We start from the raw sequence: 15,040 nt of genomic DNA, 5'->3' as shown, positions 1-15,040 counted from the left end.
AATATCGTCATGGCCCCCAAAGGCAGCCAGCGCGTGGTGAACAAGGTCGTGGCCGAAAACCGCAAGGCCCGTTTCAACTACGAGATCATCGATACTTACGAGGCCGGCCTCGTGCTGATGGGCACGGAGGTCAAGTCGCTGCGCGAAGGCAAGGCCAATATCGCCGAATCCTATGCCTCGGATGAGGGCGGCGAGATCTGGCTGATCAATTCCTACCTGCCGGAATATCTGCAGGCGAACCGCTTCAACCACGAGCCGCGCCGGCGCCGCAAGCTGCTGCTGTCGGGCCGCGAAATCCATCGCCTGCGCTCAGCGGTCAACCGCGAAGGCATGACGCTGATCCCGCTGAAGATCTATTTCAACGATCGGGGACGGGCGAAGATGGAACTGGCGCTCGCCAAGGGCAAGAAACTTCACGACAAGCGCGAATCCGAGAAGGAGCGCGATTGGAACCGGCAGAAGAGCCGTTTGTTGAAGGATAATGGCTGAGCCATCATGCCGCAGCTGATCGGCTCGCCGCGCTTTCGATCAGTCCTCGAAATCGCTGGCCGGGGCGACCTCGGCCGGACGCGGCGCCCGCTCCGACGGATCGCGACCGATCTCAGCCTTCAGAGACAAGAGGTCGATGAAATGATCGGCTTGGCGGCGCAGGTCGTCGGCGATCATCGGCGGCTGGGTCGCCATCGTCGAGATCACCGAGACCTTGCGGCCTCTGCGCTGCAGCGCCTCGACCAGGTTGGTGAAGTCGCCGTCGCCGGAGAAGATGACGAGATGGTCGACGGTTTCGGATTGCTCCATGGCGTCGATCGCAAGCTCGATGTCCATGTTGCCCTTGATCTTCCGCCGGCCCATGGAGTCGGTAAACTCCTTGGCGGGTTTGGTGACGACCTTGTAGCCGTTGTAATCGAGCCAGTCGATCAAAGGACGGATCGATGAATATTCCTGATCCTCGATCAAGGCGGTATAGTAGTAGGCGCGTAGGAGGTAGCCGCGTTTCTGGAACGCTTTCAACAGCTTGCGGTAATCTATGTCGAAACCGAGGCTCTTGGATGCAGCGTAGAGGTTGGCGCCGTCAATAAAGAGTGCAATTTTTTCGCGTGGGTCAAACATCGCTTACCAATTCCTAATGAGAGAAATGGAAATTCGCAGGGCATCAAATTTCAATAAATACAATGGCTTATTGTGATTTTTGATTTGATCCTTACTTTACTAAGTGTTCATATAAGAGAGATTTAGGGCACGATTCGTCATATTCCAAGCAACCTTCGGTGGAATTGTGACATTCCCCATGGAAATTTAGCTCAGCCACGGATAAAGACGAGGGGAGCCGGAACGAAAAACTTGTATTTGCCCGGTTTTAATTGTATCGGGCGTGTTAATCCCGAAATGACGACCGTAAAGGACAGGCAATGGCCCGTGTCACAGTTGAAGATTGCATTGACAAGGTAGAGAACCGGTTCGAGCTGGTTCTGCTCGCCAGCCACCGCGCCCGGCTGATTTCCCAGGGTGCCTCGATCACCATCGACCGCGACAATGACAAGAATCCTGTCGTCGCTCTGCGCGAAATCGCCGACGAGACGCTGTCGCCCGATGACCTCAAGGAAGATCTGATCCATTCGCTGCAGAAGCATGTCGAAGTCGACGAGCCCGAGCCCGATCCGGCCAGCATGATCGCCGCCGGCGGTGTTGCCGCAGCCGACAGCGAGGAGCAGGACGACCTGCCGGAGACGATCACCTTCGACCAGATGTCGGAAGAAGAGCTGCTTGCCGGCATCGAGGGCTTGGTGCCGCCGGAAAAGAGCGACGATTATTAAGCGCGCCGTCCGGTTCTGATCCGGAAAAGAGCGACGATTACCAATCGTCAATCTTGCGCCTTTATTGCTTAGGCATATTATTGCCCATGTGTGCGCCAATCGTTGATTGGCGCGCTTTTATTTTTACCGGAGTGGCTTTGGAATGATGCGGCAGTACGAGCTCGTGGAGCGGGTTCAGCAATACAAGCCCGATGCCAATGAATCACTGCTGAACAAAGCCTATGTCTACGCCATGCAGAAACATGGCCAGCAAAAGCGCGCGAGCGGCGATCCCTATATTTCCCATCCGCTCGAGGTCGCCGCCATCCTCACCGACATGCATCTCGACGAATCGACGATCGCGGTTGCCCTTCTGCACGACACGATCGAGGATACGACGGCGACGCGCGCCGAGATCGACGAACTCTTCGGCGAGGATATCGGCCGGCTGGTCGAGGGCTTGACGAAGATAAAGAAACTCGATCTCGTCACCAAGAAGGCCAAGCAGGCCGAAAACCTGCGCAAGCTGCTGCTCGCCATATCAGACGATGTGCGCGTGCTGCTCGTCAAGCTCGCCGATCGCCTGCACAATATGCGCACCCTCGATCACATGTCGGCCGACAAGCGCGCCCGCATCTCCGAGGAGACGATGGAAATCTATGCGCCGCTCGCCGGCCGCATGGGCATGCAGGACATGCGCGAGGAACTGGAGGAGCTCTCCTTCCGGCACATGAACCCGGAAGCCTACGAAACCGTCACGAAAAGGCTGGAAGAGCTCTCCAAGCGCAACGAGGGCATCGTCAAAAAGATCGAGGCCGAGTTGCGCGACCTGCTGGTCGCCAGCGGCCTGACCAGCGCCTATGTCAAGGGCCGGCAGAAGAAGCCCTATTCGGTCTTCCGCAAGATGCAGTCGAAGTCGCTGTCCTTCGAACAGCTTTCGGATGTCTACGGCTTCCGCCTGATCGTCGAGGACATCCCGTCCTGCTATCGGGCGCTCGGCATCGTGCATACGCGCTGGCGCGTCGTGCCTGGCCGCTTCAAGGACTATATCTCGACGCCGAAGCAGAACGATTACCGTTCGCTGCATACCACCATCGTCGGTCCCTCCAGCCAGCGCATCGAACTGCAGATCCGCACCAGGCGCATGCACGAGATCGCCGAATTCGGCATTGCCGCCCATACGCTCTATAAGGACGGCGCCACCAATGCCGACGGCGACATCCTTTCGCGCGAATCCAATGCCTATTCCTGGCTGCGCCACACGATCGAGGCGCTCGCCGAGGGCGACAGTCCGGAAGAATTCCTCGAGCACACCAAGCTCGAACTTTTCCAGGACCAGGTCTTCTGCTTCACCCCGAAGGGCAAGCTGATTGCCCTGCCGCGCGGCGCCACGCCGATCGACTTCGCCTACGCCGTTCACACCAATATCGGCGACACCACGGTCGGCGCCAAGATCAACGGCCGCATCATGCCGCTGGTGACGCGGCTGGCCAATGGCGACGAAGTCGAGATCATCCGTTCCGGCGTGCAGGTTCCGCCGGCCGCCTGGGAGGAGATCGTCGTCACCGGCAAGGCGCGCGCCGCCATTCGCCGCGCCACCCGCATGGCGATCCGCAAGCAATATGCCGGCCTCGGCCACCGCATCCTCGAGCGCACCTTCAACAGGGCCGGCAAGATCTTCTCGCGCGAGGCGATGAAGCCCGCGTTGCACCGTCTCGGCCAGAAGGATGTTGAGGATGCGATCGCCGCCGTCGGTCGCGGCGAGATGTCCTCGCTCGACGTGCTGCGCGCCGTCTATCCCGACCACCAGGACGAACGCGTCACCGTCAAACCTTCCGGCGACGACGGCTGGTTCAACGTCCGCAGCGCGGCCGGCATGATCTTCAAGATCCCCGGCAAGACCAAGGCCGGGGCCGAGGGCGGCCATTCCGAACTCGACGCCGATGTCGATATCGGCCCGATCCGCGGCCTGTCCGGCAATGTCGACGTCAAGTTCGCCTCGACAGGCGCCGTGCCCGGCGACCGCATCGTCGGCATCATGGATCAGAGCAAGGGGATCACCATCTATCCGATCCAGTCGCCGAGCCTGCAGCGCTTCGATGATCAGCCCGACCGTTGGATCGACGTCCGCTGGGACCTCGACGAAGCCAACAAGTCGCGCTTCATGGCGCGCATCATGGTGAATGGATTGAACGAGCCCGGCACGCTCGCCAAGGTCGCCCAGACGGTTGCAAGCCTTGACGTCAATATCCGCCTGCTGAACACCGTCCGGGTGGCAGCCGATTTCACCGAAATGATGCTCGAGGTCGAGGTCTGGGATCTGCGTCAGCTCAATCAGCTGCTCGCCCAGATGAAGGAACTCGACTGCATCGCCACGGTCCGGCGGCTCTACGAATAGGCTTTTGTCTGTCAGCAGAAGTCTCGTCCCCAACAGCAGCAGATTTGAGTGAGAGCCACTTGGAAATCCCGGGTCAACCACAGGACAAGGCTGCTTTGGCTGCCCGAATTCTGAATCAAGCCGCCTGATGCCGCGTTTGATCTTCCCGATCGGTAAGAAATGCGCAGTTGGCTCTGAATTCTTAGCGATCGGGAAGATCGTCAGCTCAAGACTTCGACAATTGAAGCGAATAATGTCCGCTTAGGGCCTTTCGCCGCCAACACCTGAGGACAGCACTGCGCGAAAAACCCACCGAGGGTCGGGCCAGCGCTGGGAAAGTAAGGACGAAGAAGGTGTCGCGACACCCTAAGCCCGACGGCCTGAAGGTCCATCGAAATGCTCTACCACGTCGCCAAGCTCCACCCACGGATGTCTCGATTGTTCGAAGACTGATATTGCAGGCGGCGAATAGGCCGGATCGGCAAAGGAACCGACACCTACACCGATCCAGGACGGCGCGACGTCGGCCCTCCAATAGACTGTCGAACCGCAGGTAGGGCAAAAATGCATGTGAACCTTGCGACCGCTGTCGGCGGTGCGAACGAATTCCGTCGACCTTCCGGATATTTGGACACAGTCAATGTTATAGAATGCGTTGGCGCTGAATGGTGCGCCCGTTCTCGTATTGGCTCCGGCCCAGCCAACCGCCTATGAACTTGCTGACGCGCCAAAGGCACTCGCGGCTTTGCAGGACCGCTCCAGCGTCGGCAGGTTGGCGCTGCGTCCCTGAACCAAGTCGAGACGTCGGGCACCTTGATCCGTCGATCTGGCTTCGCCACGCACACGCTCTGTGGGCCAGCATCGAGTGTCTGCAATCAAGTGATCGCTTTCGAGGTGCGCTGGGACATCCGTTCTCGGCGCAATCGAGCTTCATCTATAACCTATGACTTGAACTGTACCAACGAGCCGACTCCGGGCTCGCTACGCGCAGTCGACCTTCTTAGCGTAATAGCGATGGTCACGCAGTTCTATTTCGCGTGGCAGCCGTTTCGGGTTTGGATGGCAGTGTCGAGGATTTTAGGCAGGGCGTATCCGCGAAGGTGTTGGCTTTCGCTTAGCAATGTGAATACTAGCAAGATCGATTTCTTGGAGCTTTTGATGACACTTTCCGGCTTTCTGGCCTATTCCGGCGCGTTGACTCTCGCCGCAATCATACCGGGACCGCAGATCGTTGCCATCGTTGCGCAGGCGCTTCACGCCGGCTATCGCAAGGCCGCATGGATGACTGCCGGCATGGTGGTCGGCGACGTGCTCTATCTCTCGTCGGCATTGGCAGGGCTCGCCTATATCGCAGCAACCTTCACCACTTTGCTGATCGTCATCAAATGGGCTGGCGTCGCCTATCTCTGCTGGCTCGCCTATCAATTCTGGAGCGCCCCCAACTCGCTGCAGCCGCAGCAAGAATCCTCCACCGCAGGCGGCGTGTTCGGCTCCGGCGTTCTGGTGACGCTTGGCAATCCGAAATCTGTGTTGTTCTACGTTTCTATTCTGCCGACAGTCGTGGATGTGAATGCACTATCGGGCACGGATATCGTCCTGCTGCTTGTCACGACGGCCCTGATCCTCACGGTCGCCCAGTATCCCTTCGCTCTCGCGGGCGCTCGGGCGCGAATGGCGCTTACATCGCCGAGGGCGATGTTACTGATGAACCGTAGTGCTGCTCTCTGCATGGGAGGCGCAGCCGTGGCCATCGCGACACGTGCGAGGGATTGATGCCACGCTCCGCCTTTCCGCGTCGGCGACTTCGAGTTCGCCAACACGCCCGTCAACGAGCCTCTAGTTCGGGACCTTGCCACCGCCACCTTCGTCGCCAAGCAGCGTAACGTCGCTTTCGGCGGCGGCACAGGGACGGAAAAAGCGCTCATCCGCGATGGCACACCAAGACCTGTCCTTTAATGTGGTTCACACCCCTATTAGCTTCACTTCGAAGTTGCCGACCATGTCAGTCGGCCAGTCAGTCGTGATGCGTCTCGCCTGCTGGAGCGCTCCCAACGGAGAAGATCTGGTGCGGCTGTCCGAAAACTTCCTGATGTCGCTCAGAAGGTCCACAGAACGGCTCGTCAAATCAGCAGCCGCGTCAGAGCATCCTCGTCTTTTTACCACGTGCTGGAACGACTGGATTATGCGCTTAGCCAACTCGTCCCGGTCCTGATCCGTCGCGATCCGTCATACCGAACAGACTGGTCGAATACCCTTGGCAGATGGCAACCCCTCGTCGCCCATCAAAGCTTGTACTTCCGCTAACTTGGATCTGATCCAAGGAGGGTAGGGCGGGAAAGGGTCTGTTCACGAATCCGGGCGCCTTGTTGCTACGAAATGACATCCTATCCGCTGAGATCAACTGGACGAATGATCTCGGCTCCAGCTCTTCTGGTGGAGATGACGCCGCGGGCAATCGGCCGCACTATACCGTCTTTCCGAGTCGACGGCTTCGCCCAGTTTTAGGTGGACGGGATCGTTCGCTGCGACGCTCGAGCCACTGGCTGCACATCGCGTCATTCGCTGATAATCTAGCCGGAAGCAACAGGAAGATTGGACATGATACCTCTCGGCAAGCCAATCGAACAAATTCTAGGGGTCGGCGCCCTACTTCTCCTTGCGGTCGGCTGCGCTCTCGTCCTTCTGCCCTTCCTCTCAGCTATCCTGTGGGCCGCGGTGATCTGTTTCTCGACGTGGCCGGTTTACAGGAGGTGCGAACGGGCAGTCGGTGGCAACAAAAGCGTGGCCGCCGCCATGATGACGTTGCTGGTCGCCCTTGTTTTGGTCGCACCGTTCGCCGTGGTGGTGCCGACGTTGACGGACAGCGTGAGCAACCTGCTCGCGGCTGTGAACCAGGTTCTCGAGCAAGGCCCCCCGACGCCGCCGCGCTGGGTCGCAGGACTGCCGGTAATCGGCGAGAACCTGGCTGCCTACTGGGAGCGCTTGGCCCACAATGCGCCTGCGTTCACCGTTGAACTCAAGAAGCTGATCGGCCCGGCCACAGACTTTGCAGTAGCCAGCGGGGCGGTGCTCGGCGCCGGGCTCCTCGAACTCGGGCTGAGCGTATTCATCGCCTTTTTCTTCTTCCTTCACGGCCGGCGGATGGCAGCCCACGTGCGCGCAGTCGGCGAAAGATTTGCGGGGCTCCGCGCTCGAGAACTGCTTATGGTCGTGGGCGCAACTGTCAAGGGCGTCATTTATGGCTTGATAGGCACGGCACTCGCCCAAGCCCTCCTAGCCGGCATTGGTTTTTGGATCGCCGGAGTACCTCAGGCGCTGCTGCTTGGTTTCCTTACCTTCATCCTGTCGTTTCTGCCGGCAGGCCCCCCTATTGTATGGGGCTCCGTGGTGCTATGGTTCCTTGCCCAGGGAGCCGTTTGGAGGAGCATCTTCGTCGCAGCGTGGGGCTTGCTCCTTGTCAGCAGCATCGACAACGTCATCAGACCCTACATCCTGGGCAAGGCCAACAACCTGCCGGTGTTGCTCGGCCTCTTCGGACTCCTTGGTGGCGTCATCGCCTTTGGATTTATCGGGATCTTCCTTGGGCCAACGCTGCTGGCGGTCGCCTACAGCCTCTTCCGTGAGTGGACCATGGCCGAAGTCGAGGAACGCGGTAACCCCACCCCGCCTTCCGACTCCGACTGATCGAATTTCAATGAGAGTTTAACCGACGCCAAAGGCACGCCACGGCCCATGCCTTTGACGATGTTGCTCTCGACGACCTGCCTGCCCTTCGCGTCCATCCAAACTCTGCGGGTATGGCCGTGTATCAAACTCGCTCCGAGTTGGCTCGGTAGCAAGGGCGTGCACCACAGACCATTTTTGGCGATCTGCTCGGCATTCCGTGCTCGGCCCGTCTGGTCATGCGTACCGTTCCAGATTGAAACCGAAGGCCGGGCCCGTGGTGGTTTGATGCGCTCTTGAGAACGGATTGGAGCTCGGAGAGAGTCGGCGGATTGCATGAGCGAACTAGCAACAGACCCATTTGGGTCAAGTACTCGCCTGCTTCAATTTCCCACAGTCGGCGCTGCCGAATTCAATGGCTATCACCAGAGAGGCCGGCCTCCCATCGCTCTTTGCTGTCTTAGGGCGACATTTTGTGACCGTTTTAGAGGCAATGTATGCGTTCACTGCATGGCTGTCCCCATGTTGCGGGCGGTGGTAATTAACCTTTGCCGGGACTATCTTCTGATCGTCGAAAACGTAAACAGAAGATGAGACAAGGAAATGTTTGATCCTATCAGGAAAATCGCTCGCGCTCTTCGCGCTCCGACCACGCAGGAACGTGAAATGGCCTATCTGAACGGCTCGTTCGATCGTATCGATCTCGAGTTTCGCCAGCGCCAGGTCGACCGCGGTCTGTTCCGCAGCCGCTAATAGCGGATTTATACTTGGACGAGTGGGGGACGTGCGTTACGAACGCCCCTCGGCATGAGGCCGCTGCTCCGCAGAGAAAATTGAGCGGCTGTTTTTCGGGTGGTATCATTTGCCGCTCTTGTCACGGTCCCGTGCGCTGCACTAAATAGCCGCCATGTTGTTTCGCCGTCGCAAACCTGTGGGTTTCAAGGAAAAGATGCGGGAGCTTCTGTGGCCCCGAAAAGGTTTCCTTCGCCCGATCCGTTATCTGACAATGCGCATTCTGCGCCTGAGCGCCTCGCCGCATGCGGTTGCGGCCGGCGTGGCCGCGGGCGTCTTCGTCTCGTGGACGCCTTTCATCGGAGCGCATTTCGTCATGGCTTTCGTCATCACCTATTTCCTCTCGGGCAATATGGTGGCGGCCGCCCTCGGTTGCGCTGCCTTCGGCAATCCGCTGACCTATCCCTTCATCTGGGGCATCACCTGGGAGATCGGCCATCTGCTATTGAGCCGCGAGGATCATCTGGCCGGTCAGGCGGTGGATCTCGCCGCCCTCTTTCACAAGCTGAACTTCGCCGAATTATGGAAGCCGGTGCTGGAGCCGATGCTGATCGGCGCCATTCCGCCGGCCGCCGTGACCTCCGTTGCACTCTATGCGTTGACGTTCTACACCGTGAAGGGGTTTCAGACGCGCCGCCGCACGCGCCTGATGGAGCGGGCGCGCCTGCGTCTGGCGGGGCCGGTCAGCGACATGCCGAGCGTATGAAACCCGTGCAGAATGCTTAAGCGACGGAAGGGTCCGGCATGATCATCGGCATTGGCAGCGATCTGATCGACATTCGCCGTGTCGAAAAATCGATCGAGCGCTTCGGTGAGCGCTTCACCCATCGCTGTTTCACCGAGATCGAGCGCGCCCGTTCCGACCGCCGGGCAAACCGTGCCGAATCCTATGCCAAGCGTTTCGCCGCCAAGGAGGCCTGTTCCAAGGCGCTCGGCACAGGCCTCGCCCAGGGTGTCTTCTGGAAGGACATGGGCGTCGTCAACCTGCCGAGCGGCAAGCCGACCATGGTTCTGTCAGGCGGTGCCGCCGCAATCCTCGAATCGATGCTGCCCGCCGGCCACAGGGCCGCCATTCATTTGACAATAACCGATGATTATCCCTTGGCGCAGGCCTTTGTTATCATTGAGGCGTTGCCTGAGAGCCTCTGATCGTGACCTCGGCGAGCGTTGATCGCGACCTCTCGTCGCTTTTGATGTTGTCGCCATTGCCGCAACCGGCCGAAGCCGCTAGAACAGGATGATCTGAAGCCGGTCGGCCTGAATCCTGTTCTGGATTAAAGAGTTGGAGCATGATGTTGTCCGAAAGCTGCTGACACTTTTCGGCATCATGCCCTACAGCGCCGCGCGTCTCCTCAGGTGCGCAGAGGACGCCGTAGCACTTTGAATTGCTGCATAATTCCCTAAATCGATATTGGTTTAGGGAATTATGCAGTAAGAGAACGACAGAAAGAATTGCGCCTCTGCGGCGTCTTGAAGGAATAAGACTGCGTGTCCGAAAAAGTCCAAACCAAGCCGAACGCCCTCTGGGAAAATATCAAGGTCATCATTCAGGCGCTGATTTTGGCGATGGTGATCCGAACCGTGCTGTTCCAGCCCTTTACCATCCCGTCCGGCTCGATGATGCCGACGCTGCTCGTCGGCGACTACATCTTCGTCAATAAGTTCGCTTACGGCTATTCGAAATATTCGCTGCCCTTCTCTCCCGATGTCTTCAGCGGTCGTCTGTTCGGCTCCGATCCGAAGCGCGGCGACATCGTCGTGTTCCGCTTCCCGCCCAATCCCGATATCGATTACATCAAGCGCTGTATCGGTCTACCTGGCGACCGCATCCAGGTCACCGACGGCGTGCTCTACGTCAACGGCAAGCCGGTTCCGAAGGTTGCGGACGGCAGCTTCACCTCGGATTACAAGCTCGATCCGGGTGAGGACGTACCGGTCTTCCGCGAAACTCTGGACAATGGCAAGACCTTCGACACGCTCGACCAGTCTCCGGTTTCGCGCGGCGACAACACCCGTGAATTCATTGTGCCGGAAGGCCATTATTTCATGATGGGCGACAATCGCGACAATTCCCTCGACAGCCGCTTCGATGTCGGCTTCGTGCCGGCTGAAAATCTCGTCGGCCGCGCCAGCGTCATCTTCTTCTCGCTCGGCAACGACACGTCTTTCCGCGAAATCTGGAAGTGGCCGACCAATATGCGCTGGGACCGCCTTTTCAAGGTTGTTGAATGAGCAAGGCGCAGATGCTTTCTGCGGCGGACCGCGCAAAGCTTGAAAGCCTGATCGGTCATGACTTCGCTGAAAAGGCACGACTGGATCGCGCGCTGACCCATGCCAGCGCCCGGACGGAAAAGGGCGGCAATTACGAGCGGTTGGAGTTTCTCGGCGACAGGGTCCTCGGACTCTGCATCGCCGAGCTCCTGTTCCGCACCTTCGGCACGGCGGGGGAAGGCGAGCTCTCGGTTCGTCTCAACCAGCTCGTCAGCGCCGAAACCTGCGCTGCGGTGGCCGACGAACTCAACCTTCACCTCTATATCCGCACTGGCGCCGATGTGAAGAAGCTGACCGGCAAGCGCATGATGAACGTGCGCGCCGATGTCGTCGAAAGCCTGATCGCCGCGATCTATCTCGACGGCGGCCTCGAAGTCGCACGCCGCTTCATCCTGCGCTATTGGCAGGGCAGGGCGGCCAGGGCCGATGGCGCCAAGCGCGACGCCAAGACCGAGCTGCAGGAATGGTCGCATGCGAAATTCGGCGTCACGCCGATCTACCGGGTTGATGAACGCAGCGGACCGGATCATGATCCGCGCTTCAAGGTGACGGTGGAAGTTGCTGGCATAAAGCCGGAAACCGGCGTAGAGCGGTCGAAGCGTGCCGCCGAACAGGTGGCGGCGACCAAGATGCTCGAGCGCGAAGGCATTTGGCAGCAATCGCCTGCCGGAAATTGACGGGACAATGACACAAGAAGAAGAAATCGCGGCTGAAGCTGCTGCAGAAACCCATGGTCCGACGCATTCGGGCTTCGTCGCGCTGATCGGAGCGACCAATGCCGGCAAGTCGACGCTGGTCAATCGCCTCGTCGGCGCCAAGGTCTCGATCGTCAGCCACAAGGTGCAGACGACCCGCGCGATCGTGCGCGGCATCGCCATTCACGACAACGCCCAGATCGTCTTCATGGATACGCCGGGCATCTTCAAGCCGCGCCGCCGGCTCGACCGCGCCATGGTGACCTCGGCCTGGGGCGGTGCGAGGGATGCCGATCTGATCATGCTGCTGATCGACAGCGAGCGCGGCCTGCGCGGCGATGCCGAAGCCATCCTCGAAGGGCTCAAGGAGGTCCAGCAGCCGAAGATCCTGGTGCTGAACAAGATCGACCGCGTCAACCGCGAGGATCTGCTGGCGCTGGCCGCGAGCGCTAACGAGAAGATCGCTTTCGAACGCACCTTCATGATCTCGGCCGAAAACGGTTACGGCTGCGACGACGTCATGGACTATCTTGCAGCGACCCTTCCCGAAGGGCCGTGGTACTATCCGGAAGACCAGATCTCCGATCTGCCGATGCGTCAGCTCGCCGCCGAGATCACCCGCGAGAAGCTGTTTCTGCGGCTGCACCAAGAGCTTCCCTATTCCTCGCATGTCGAAACGGAGAAGTGGGAAGAGCGCAAGGACGGCTCGGTGCGCATCGAGCAGGTGATCTATGTCGAGCGCGACAGCCAGAAGAAGATCGCGCTCGGCAAGGGTGGGGAAACCATCAAGGCGATCTCGACGGCGTCCCGCAAGGAACTGTCGGAGATTCTCGAACAGCAGGTTCACCTCTTCCTGTTCGTCAAGGTCCGCGAGAATTGGGGCGACGATCCCGAGCGGTTCCGTGAAATGGGTCTCGATTTTCCGAAATAGCGGTGGCAAGGATTTTATCGGGCAGACGCCAGTCCCTTGTTTCCTTGGAAAAAAACCGCTTCGTTGCGGAACGAATTCATGGCTTTGCGCATTCCCTGCTCGACGGTGCGTCGATGAGGGGCCGCCGGTTTGCAAGACCGCGGGAGCAGGCATGGCAACGTCGAGACCCATCCATTCCTTCAAGACCCCTTGCCAGCTGTGTCCCTTGCGGCCCCTGCCGCATTTCAGGGAGTTCAGCCGCGACGAGCTGGAATTCGTTTCCCGCTTCAAGCGTGGCGAACTCGCCGTCGATGCCGGCTCGACCATCCTCGTCGAGGGCGCCCATAGCGCCCATCTGTTCACCGTGCTTTCCGGTTGGGGCTTCCGCTACAAGATGCTGGAAGACGGCCGCCGCCAGATCCTGAATTACATCATGCCGGGTGACCTGATCGGCCTGCAGGGAACGATTGCCGGCGAGATGCAGCATTCCATCGAAGCGCTTTCGCCGGTTTCCCTCTGCGTCTTCGAGCGCGACAGGCTGATGACGCTTTATAACAAGCACCCCTCGCTCGCCTTCGACATTACCTGGATCGCCGCGCGCGAGGAGCGGATATTGGATGAACATCTCCTCAGCATCGGCCGCCGCACAGCACTGGAAAGAGCGGCCTATCTGCTCGCGTTCCTGTTTGAGCGCGGCAGGAAGCTCGATCTTTTCAACGGCCGCAAGTTCATCCCCATCACCCAGCAGCACATCGCCGACACCCTCGGTCTTTCCATCGTTCATACCAACAAGACTTTGAAGAAACTCAGCGAACGGGGATTGATCCGCTGGCAGGAGCGCGGTTGCGAGGTGCTGAACGGTGAGGAACTGATGGCGATTGCCGGCTGGGATGGGCTTGGAGAGGGCAAGCGCCCCTTCATCTGAAGCATGGCGCGCAAGAGCGGGCAGCGTCTTGCGATAGCGACATAGGCGAAAAAGACCTGAAGCGCGAGGTGTGAGCTGAAGGTTGGGTTGCGCGCCGCGGCTATCCGACAGATGCGGCGTGCGGAAACGCACAGCCGGCCTGTCTATGTCTTTTTTAAATGCGCATTAGCATCTGGCAAAATAAGGTCGGCCCTCGTCTTTCCTCCGATTTGATTCTTATTGGCCGGACAGAAAAATGGTTTATTCAGAAGTGGTGGCGGAATTCACCGATAGCGTGCCATGCGGGGCACCGGAGGGCAATGATGTTGGCGAAACGGCCGGGGCGCTGCGACGGGCGCTCGACGAGGGGCATGGAATCATGAGCGCAAACCGTGTTCTGGTTCTTGAGGACAGTCTGATCATCGCCATGGAGGCGGAGGATATTCTGCGTCTGGCCGGTGTCGACGGCATCGACATCGTCGGCAGCCTGGAACAGGCGAGGGCGGCGATTGCTGCGGAAAGCTATGATTTCGCCCTTCTCGACATCAATCTCGGCGAGGGCATGAGCTTCGGATTTGCCCGCCATCTTCTCGATGTCGGCATCCCCTTCGGCTTCGTCAGCGGCTATTCCGATATACGCGATTTCCCGCCCGACCTGCAGCATATACCGCTTCTGGTGAAGCCTTTCGACGAGAAGGCGATGCGCGAATTCCTGCAGAGGCTTCTTCCGGCCGCGGCATGACCCGGCCAGACGCCGAAATCACGCTGTAACGCTTTGAATTACTGCATAATTCCCTAATTCGATTTCGATGGCGGGAATTATGCGGTAGGATGGAATCGTCAGCCGCAGGGACTTCTTTCGATGCAGTGGCAGGACCACGCGATCATTCTGGGCGTCAAGCGCCACGGTGAGACGAGCGTCATCGCCGAGGTGATGACGCGTGATCGCGGCCGCCATCTCGGCCTGGTGCGTTCCGGCCGCTCTCGCGCCATGCAGCCGGTGCTGCAGCCGGGCAATGCGGTGGAGGTTATCTGGCGCGCCCGGCTCGACGAACATCTCGGCGAATTCCGCGTCGAGCCGGTGACGCTGCGCGCCGCGCGCCTCATGGAGACGGCGACCGCCGTCTACGGCGTCCAGGCGATGGGCGCGCTGCTGCGGCTGTTGCCGGAGCGCGACCCGCATCCGCACCTTTTCGACGCGTTGGAGGTCATCCTCGATCATCTGCACAATCCTGCAGACGCCGGCGAACTCTTCGTGCGTTTCGAGCTGGCGGTGCTGAACGATCTCGGCTTCGGTCTCGATCTTGCCGAGTGCGCGGCGACCGGCGCTCGTTCCGATCTCGCCTATGTCTCGCCGAGATCCGGCCGCGCCGTCAGCCGCAGCGCCGGTGCGCCGTGGGCGGACAAGATGCTGCTCCTGCCGCCCTTCCTCGGCGCCGAAGGCAATCACGCGGCGGACTTCGATAGCCTGGCAGCGGCATTCCGTCTGACGGGATTCTTCCTGCATCGCCATGTCTACGAGCCGCGCGGCATGGAGGCTGCGGCGGCGCGTGACGGCTTCGTCCAGGCCGCACTCAAGGCGCTCAATCCAGCCTTGCGGACGCTTTCCGGTCCAAACGGCGTCTCCGCCTGACC

General features: G+C 59.7%; 15 protein-coding genes and 1 pseudogene. 14 read left to right on the top strand and 2 right to left on the bottom strand.

Translation table 11 applies throughout. The annotated features are described in order from the left end of the window. Positions 1-9: 9 nt before the first annotated feature. Positions 10-489, top strand: a complete 480-nt coding sequence (gene smpB, locus K6M89_RS04415; protein ID WP_012557117.1) for an SsrA-binding protein SmpB — start codon at positions 10-12, stop codon at positions 487-489. 39 nt (positions 490-528) lie between these two features. Here the strand turns inward: smpB and K6M89_RS04410 are convergent, their stop codons facing one another. Next, positions 529-1,110 carry a LabA-like NYN domain-containing protein gene (locus K6M89_RS04410; RefSeq protein ID WP_003546927.1) on the bottom strand — a complete coding sequence of 194 codons (582 nt, stop codon included), beginning with the start codon at positions 1,108-1,110 and terminating at the stop codon, positions 529-531. 299 nt (positions 1,111-1,409) lie between these two features. Here K6M89_RS04410 and rpoZ point away from each other — a divergent pair, with 299 nt between their 5' ends. Then, positions 1,410-1,814 (top strand): DNA-directed RNA polymerase subunit omega, encoded by a 405-nt coding sequence (gene rpoZ, locus K6M89_RS04405; protein WP_003574261.1) that lies wholly within the window; start codon positions 1,410-1,412, stop codon positions 1,812-1,814. Between the two features lie 142 nt (positions 1,815-1,956). After that, the gene (locus K6M89_RS04400) at positions 1,957-4,191 is read left to right on the top strand and encodes a RelA/SpoT family protein (RefSeq protein WP_222138547.1); all 2,235 of its coding nucleotides are present in this window, start codon (positions 1,957-1,959) and stop codon (positions 4,189-4,191) included. A 345-nt stretch (positions 4,192-4,536) separates the two neighbouring features. Here the strand turns inward: K6M89_RS04400 and K6M89_RS04395 are convergent. Continuing rightward, positions 4,537-4,851 (bottom strand): annotated as a pseudogene (locus K6M89_RS04395) (GFA family protein); the annotation flags it as partial. Positions 4,852-5,328: 477 nt separating this feature from the next. Between K6M89_RS04395 and K6M89_RS04390 the strand changes: the two are divergent. The 11 genes from K6M89_RS04390 (at position 5,329) to recO (ending at position 15,038) form a co-directional block, all read left to right on the top strand. Continuing rightward, positions 5,329-5,943, top strand: coding sequence for a LysE family translocator (locus K6M89_RS04390; RefSeq protein ID WP_097580253.1), 615 nt, complete (start codon positions 5,329-5,331; stop codon positions 5,941-5,943). Positions 5,944-6,768: 825 nt separating this feature from the next. After that, positions 6,769-7,854 carry an AI-2E family transporter gene (locus K6M89_RS04385; RefSeq protein ID WP_222138546.1) on the top strand — a complete coding sequence of 362 codons (1,086 nt, stop codon included), beginning with the start codon at positions 6,769-6,771 and terminating at the stop codon, positions 7,852-7,854. A gap of 582 nt (positions 7,855-8,436) precedes the next feature. After that, positions 8,437-8,586, top strand: a complete 150-nt coding sequence (locus tag K6M89_RS04380) for a DUF3563 family protein (protein ID WP_004675049.1) — start codon at positions 8,437-8,439, stop codon at positions 8,584-8,586. A gap of 154 nt (positions 8,587-8,740) precedes the next feature. Continuing rightward, positions 8,741-9,331 carry a DUF2062 domain-containing protein gene (locus K6M89_RS04375; protein ID WP_222138545.1) on the top strand — a complete coding sequence of 197 codons (591 nt, stop codon included), beginning with the start codon at positions 8,741-8,743 and terminating at the stop codon, positions 9,329-9,331. A gap of 38 nt (positions 9,332-9,369) precedes the next feature. Beyond that, complete coding sequence (gene acpS, locus K6M89_RS04370; protein WP_010028627.1) at positions 9,370-9,774, top strand: holo-ACP synthase; 405 nt, start codon at positions 9,370-9,372, stop codon at positions 9,772-9,774. A 339-nt stretch (positions 9,775-10,113) separates the two neighbouring features. Further along, complete coding sequence (lepB, locus tag K6M89_RS04365; protein WP_097580256.1) at positions 10,114-10,857, top strand: signal peptidase I; 744 nt, start codon at positions 10,114-10,116, stop codon at positions 10,855-10,857. Next, positions 10,854-11,573, top strand: a complete 720-nt coding sequence (gene rnc / locus K6M89_RS04360) for a ribonuclease III (protein WP_097580257.1) — start codon at positions 10,854-10,856, stop codon at positions 11,571-11,573. Before lepB ends, rnc begins: the two co-directional genes overlap by 4 nt. A gap of 7 nt (positions 11,574-11,580) precedes the next feature. Further along, complete coding sequence (era, locus tag K6M89_RS04355) at positions 11,581-12,522, top strand: GTPase Era (protein ID WP_222138544.1); 942 nt, start codon at positions 11,581-11,583, stop codon at positions 12,520-12,522. A 151-nt stretch (positions 12,523-12,673) separates the two neighbouring features. Further along, positions 12,674-13,426: a Crp/Fnr family transcriptional regulator gene (locus tag K6M89_RS04350; protein ID WP_222138543.1), complete on the top strand. Its 753-nt coding sequence runs from the start codon at positions 12,674-12,676 to the stop codon at positions 13,424-13,426. A gap of 235 nt (positions 13,427-13,661) precedes the next feature. Beyond that, a complete protein-coding gene (locus tag K6M89_RS04345; protein ID WP_097580260.1) occupies positions 13,662-14,147 on the top strand; it encodes a response regulator in 486 nt (161 codons plus the stop codon). Between the two features lie 120 nt (positions 14,148-14,267). Then, entirely contained in the window at positions 14,268-15,038 is a 771-nt protein-coding gene (gene recO, locus K6M89_RS04340; RefSeq protein WP_097580261.1) for a DNA repair protein RecO, read from the top strand. The last annotated feature ends 2 nt before the right edge of the window (positions 15,039-15,040 follow it).

The sequence above is a fragment of the Rhizobium croatiense genome (assembly GCF_019793465.1).
In the GTDB taxonomy this organism is placed as follows: Bacteria; Pseudomonadota; Alphaproteobacteria; order Rhizobiales; family Rhizobiaceae; genus Rhizobium; species Rhizobium croatiense.
Note: the sequence above shows the minus strand (reverse complement) of the source record. Positions and strands in the feature narration are given on the sequence as shown.

Bases quoted from the DNA above. Each gene is read 5' to 3' on its own strand.
- smpB (WP_012557117.1), top strand. From the start codon at position 10: ATGGCCCCCAAAGGCAGCCAGCGCGTGGTGAACAAGGTCGTGGCCGAA.
- K6M89_RS04410 (WP_003546927.1), bottom strand. From the start codon at position 1,110: ATGTTTGACCCACGCGAAAAAATTGCACTCTTTATTGACGGCGCCAAC.
- rpoZ (WP_003574261.1), top strand. From the start codon at position 1,410: ATGGCCCGTGTCACAGTTGAAGATTGCATTGACAAGGTAGAGAACCGG.
- K6M89_RS04400 (WP_222138547.1), top strand. From the start codon at position 1,957: ATGATGCGGCAGTACGAGCTCGTGGAGCGGGTTCAGCAATACAAGCCC.
- K6M89_RS04390 (WP_097580253.1), top strand. From the start codon at position 5,329: ATGACACTTTCCGGCTTTCTGGCCTATTCCGGCGCGTTGACTCTCGCC.
- K6M89_RS04385 (WP_222138546.1), top strand. From the start codon at position 6,769: ATGATACCTCTCGGCAAGCCAATCGAACAAATTCTAGGGGTCGGCGCC.
- K6M89_RS04380 (WP_004675049.1), top strand. From the start codon at position 8,437: ATGTTTGATCCTATCAGGAAAATCGCTCGCGCTCTTCGCGCTCCGACC.
- K6M89_RS04375 (WP_222138545.1), top strand. From the start codon at position 8,741: ATGTTGTTTCGCCGTCGCAAACCTGTGGGTTTCAAGGAAAAGATGCGG.
- acpS (WP_010028627.1), top strand. From the start codon at position 9,370: ATGATCATCGGCATTGGCAGCGATCTGATCGACATTCGCCGTGTCGAA.
- rnc (WP_097580257.1), top strand. From the start codon at position 10,854: ATGAGCAAGGCGCAGATGCTTTCTGCGGCGGACCGCGCAAAGCTTGAA.
- era (WP_222138544.1), top strand. From the start codon at position 11,581: ATGACACAAGAAGAAGAAATCGCGGCTGAAGCTGCTGCAGAAACCCAT.
- K6M89_RS04350 (WP_222138543.1), top strand. From the start codon at position 12,674: ATGGCAACGTCGAGACCCATCCATTCCTTCAAGACCCCTTGCCAGCTG.
- K6M89_RS04345 (WP_097580260.1), top strand. From the start codon at position 13,662: ATGGTTTATTCAGAAGTGGTGGCGGAATTCACCGATAGCGTGCCATGC.
- recO (WP_097580261.1), top strand. From the start codon at position 14,268: ATGCAGTGGCAGGACCACGCGATCATTCTGGGCGTCAAGCGCCACGGT.